Source organism: Planktothrix sp. FACHB-1355, from assembly GCF_014748295.1.
Classification (GTDB): domain Bacteria; phylum Cyanobacteriota; class Cyanobacteriia; order Cyanobacteriales; family Aerosakkonemataceae; genus Aerosakkonema; species Aerosakkonema funiforme_A.
The window spans coordinates 1-4,043 of the sequence record NZ_JACJUP010000612.1 but is presented as its reverse complement, the minus strand read 5'-3'; the positions used below and the strand labels follow the sequence as shown (position 1 = coordinate 4,043).

At 44.8% G+C, this 4,043-nt stretch carries 3 protein-coding genes; all 3 read right to left on the bottom strand.

The window, feature by feature from the left end:
- Positions 1-230 precede the first annotated feature (230 nt).
- Entirely contained in the window at positions 231-941 is a 711-nt protein-coding gene (locus tag H6S82_RS21610; RefSeq protein WP_190472569.1) for a DevA family ABC transporter ATP-binding protein, read from the bottom strand.
- An 83-nt stretch (positions 942-1,024) separates the two neighbouring features.
- Positions 1,025-2,173 carry an ABC transporter permease DevC gene (gene devC, locus H6S82_RS21605; RefSeq protein ID WP_190472566.1) on the bottom strand — a complete coding sequence of 383 codons (1,149 nt, stop codon included), beginning with the start codon at positions 2,171-2,173 and terminating at the stop codon, positions 1,025-1,027.
- Positions 2,170-4,008 (bottom strand): efflux RND transporter periplasmic adaptor subunit, encoded by a 1,839-nt coding sequence (locus tag H6S82_RS21600; RefSeq protein ID WP_190472563.1) that lies wholly within the window; start codon positions 4,006-4,008, stop codon positions 2,170-2,172. Before H6S82_RS21600 ends, devC begins: the two co-directional genes overlap by 4 nt.
- Between the last annotated feature and the right edge of the window lie 35 nt (positions 4,009-4,043).

Here is a 4,043-nt window from a genome sequence, read left to right as displayed (position 1 = left end):
GGGATTGGGTGTACTGCAACGCATTTTTACCGTTCATCCTCAATCTAAAATCTAAAATTGCTCAGACTAACCCGATTTGCATCAGCGCCCGCGTGGTTATTCCGAAACCGAGCGGTGCGATCGAAAACGCATTTATGGCAGGCAATAGTCCAATAAAGCAATGGGTTATAGTTTTTTGATATCAATTGAGTCACAAGAGGCGTAAGTCCTGTAAAAAATTCTCCTGTCGGCTAACTATGAGATGCAAGGGCTGCGGTTGTATCTTGGATCAAACGACCGTCTTCCATACTAACGATGCGATCGGCTACATCTAAAATGCGGTTGTCGTGAGTCACCATTAAGATGGTACACCCCTGTTCTTTGGCCAAACGCTGCATTAATTCCACGACATCGCGACCTGATTTGCTGTCTAGCGCAGCGGTGGGTTCGTCTGCTAAAACTAATTTGGGATGACTTACTAAGGCGCGTGCGATCGCTACCCGTTGTTTTTGTCCCCCAGAAAGGTTATCCGGATAGTAATCGACTCGATTTCCCAAGCCTACAGCCTCTAGCATAGCCACCGATTTTGCTTTCACTTCTCGTACAGAAATGCCATTGTGCAGTTCCATCGACATTCGCACATTTTGTTCGGCAGTTAAGCATTTCAGCAAGTTATGTGCTTGGAAAATATAGCCAATCTGCCGACGAATTTCTACTTGTTGTTTTTTGCCGGCACCCCGCATTTCTCGGCCTAAAATTTTCAAGCTGCCTTCTTGAGGCGATCGCAAACTCCCAATTAACGTTAGTAAGGTGGTTTTTCCACACCCTGACGGCCCGGTTAAGATGACAACTTCTCCCCTTCTTAATTCTAGGTTAATATCAAATAAAGCTTGTTTTTTGAGGGAACCTTGCCCAAAGTAATGGTTGAGATTTTCAATTAAAACAACTGGTTGATTGCTCATTGGTGATTGTTCGTTGTTTATTTATAAGCGGTCAAGTCCCACTAGCCCATTCTCTTTTTTGACTTTTGACTTTTGACTTGATATTAAAAGATATCCGCCGGATCTGCGCCTTGTAGTTTACGCACTGCTATTGCACCCGATACAAAGCACATCACGACCGTTAATACAAACACTGTTGATGCCAGATCGAAGGTCATTCCCATCGGTAAACCAGTGCCACTTTTAGCGAGATTGTACAATCCCAAAGAAATCACAAATCCGGGAATGTAGCCTAATATTGAAAGTAAAATTGCTTCTTGGAATACCACACCTAAAAGATACAAGTCGGTATATCCCATAGCCTTTAGTGTAGCATATTCAGGCAAATGATCTGCCACATCGGTATAAAGTATTTGATAAACAATCACGATGCCAACAATAAATCCCATCGCTACACCCAAACCAAAAATAAAGCCGATCGCTGTGCCGGTTTCCCAGTATTTTTTCTCCATTTGAATAAACCCTTCCATCGTCAGCACTTTCACGTCGTCGGGCAACTTTTTCTGCATATTTTCCAGGACAGCTTGCGGGTCTGCACCCGGTTTTAGTTTGATAAAACCCACATCAATTGTGTCCATAGAGCGTTTGGTAACGCGAATAAAATTCAAATCGCTGGTGATGACATTCCCATCGGCTGCAAACGACACGCCAAGGTCAAACAATCCTCCTATTTTGATTTTGCGATCGCTTAATTCAGTTACAACAGGATTTCCTTTTTCAAATTGCTCGGCCACAGGCCCAAATTCAGCCCTAGATTTGCGGTCAAATAGATAAACATCCGGCAATTTTATCCTATCCAGTTGCTGATTAACTTCTGGCATATCAAAAACTGGTCTTTCCGGATCGAAACCGAAAATAAATATCGAGCGATTGTAACTGGGATTAGCTGGATTTTTCCATTTTCCCGGTGCAATATACAAATAGCTAATCGATTCTACACCTTCAAATCCTTTCGCTTGATACAAACGAGTGCGAGGAAAGCTCACCATTTGGGCGATAAATTCCGAGCGAGGACTGATTAAAACCAAGTCTCCTTGAAAGCGCTTGTGAATAGCGATCGCACTTTCAAACAAAGAAGTTTTAAAACCCAGTTGCATAAACATAAGCAAGTCGGCAAAACCGATCCCTGCCAGTGCAACTACGAGGCGCATTTTTTCGCGAGTCAGTTGGAGCCATGCTAGAGGTACTTTCATAGTTGATTGTTCATAATTGATTGTTTCTCTGCTCCCCCACTCCCCCGTTCCCCCGCTGGAGATATCTCTGGAATATCCGTATTATTAGATGAGGTCGGCGAAACATCAATTGCCACTTCCACCTGCAAGTTAGTCAAGCCGGCGACTCGCTTGCTATCGGATTCGTCGAGACGAATTTTTACTTCCACGACTCTAGCATCTTGATCGGCTGCGGGGTCATCATTAAGAATATTTTTCTTGCCTATTTTTAAACCGAGTTGGTCAACAGTTCCTTTTAATTTACCAGTGAAAGCGCTGCTAGAAACACTAGCCGGTTGACCCAAACGCACCCGATCGATTTCGGTTTCATAAACTTCTGCCACTACATACATTTGGTCAGTTTGTCCGAGTTCGATAATGCCATTATCGCCGATGCGTTCGCCGGGACGGGCATTAATTTTCAAAACCTGACCGACGAGGGGCGATCGCACAGAAGCCAAATCCAAATCTGTCTGTGCCTTTCTGACTGTAGCCATCTCTTTATCGATCTCCGCTTGCGCCGCTTGCACATCCGTCGGGCGCACCTCGGCAATTTGGTTTAAAGTTGCTTTAGCCTGCTCGATTTGTTCGAGCAAAGTATTTATAGTTTGGCTGCGCGTCGATTGGGCTTCATTAATCTGCTCAACTAAAGTTTGTTCTGTCTTGATCAGCGTAGCTTTAGCTTCATTAATCTGCTCAATCAAAGTTCGATCGGTCTTCGTCAAATTAGCTTTAGCTTCATTAATCTGCTCAATCAAAGTTCGATCGGTCTTCGTCAAATTAGCTTTAGCTTCATTAATCTGCTCTCGCAAAGTTCCCTCACTTTGGTTGCGGGTAGCTTGCGCCTCATTAATTTGCTGAATCAGAGTTTCCAGAGTCCTTTTCAGACTAGCTTGCGCTTCATTTACCTGCTGTTGGGAAGTTTCCAATTCCAAACGTTTACTGTCAAATCTGGAAGTGTCGATAGCACCTTGTTTGTATAGGATTTGATAGCGTTCAAATTCCGCTACCGCATTGTTCTGCTGAGCTTGCAATCTCGCAATAGTAGCAAGTTGAGTTTTTCTCTCCCCATCCAGTTGCGCTTGCAATCTCGCAATAGTAGCAAGTTGAGTTTTCCTTTCCCCGTCGAGTTGCGCTTGCAGTCTGGCGATGGTGGCAAGTTGAGTTTTCCTCTCCCCATCGAGTTGCGCTTGCAGCCTAGCAATAGCTGCCTTTTGAGCGTTCTTTTCCCCATCGAGTTGCGCTTGCAGTCTGGCGATGGTGGCGAGTTGAGTTTTTCTCTCTCCATCCAGTTGTGCTTGCAGTCTGGCGATGGTGGCGAGTTGAGTTTTCTTCTCTCCATCCAGTTGTGCTTGCAAGCGAGTGATTTCAGCTTTCTGCGCCCCAATTTCCCCCGCTTTTGCCCCAGCTTTTACTTTAGCCAGATTAGCTTGGGCAATTTGCACTTGTCTTTTGGCTTCTTCCAAAGATGCCAAACGCTGTTCGTAGCTATCCAAAAAGGCAATTATTTGCCCGTTTTCAATTTTATCTCCCTGTTTCACCAGCAAGCGTGCCACCCGCGTTCCTTCCAAAGAACTAGGCGCAGAGAGTTTTATCAGTTCGCCTTGCGGTTCTAAACGCCCCAAGGCTGTCACCTCGATTTTTGCTGGCGCGGTGGCGACGGGTTCTGGCTGTTTGTTTTGTGCGTTCTTGAATTCGTTAAACTTGTATAAACCCAAGGCGGTAGTGCCCAGAGAGGCAGCAACGGCTAGAATTAATATCCAGCGGCCTGTCAGTTTTACGAATAGCCAATCCTTTAACTGCGTTTCTTCCCCCATGATTTTTTAGGAAGTTGTGTGATTTTGACACATCT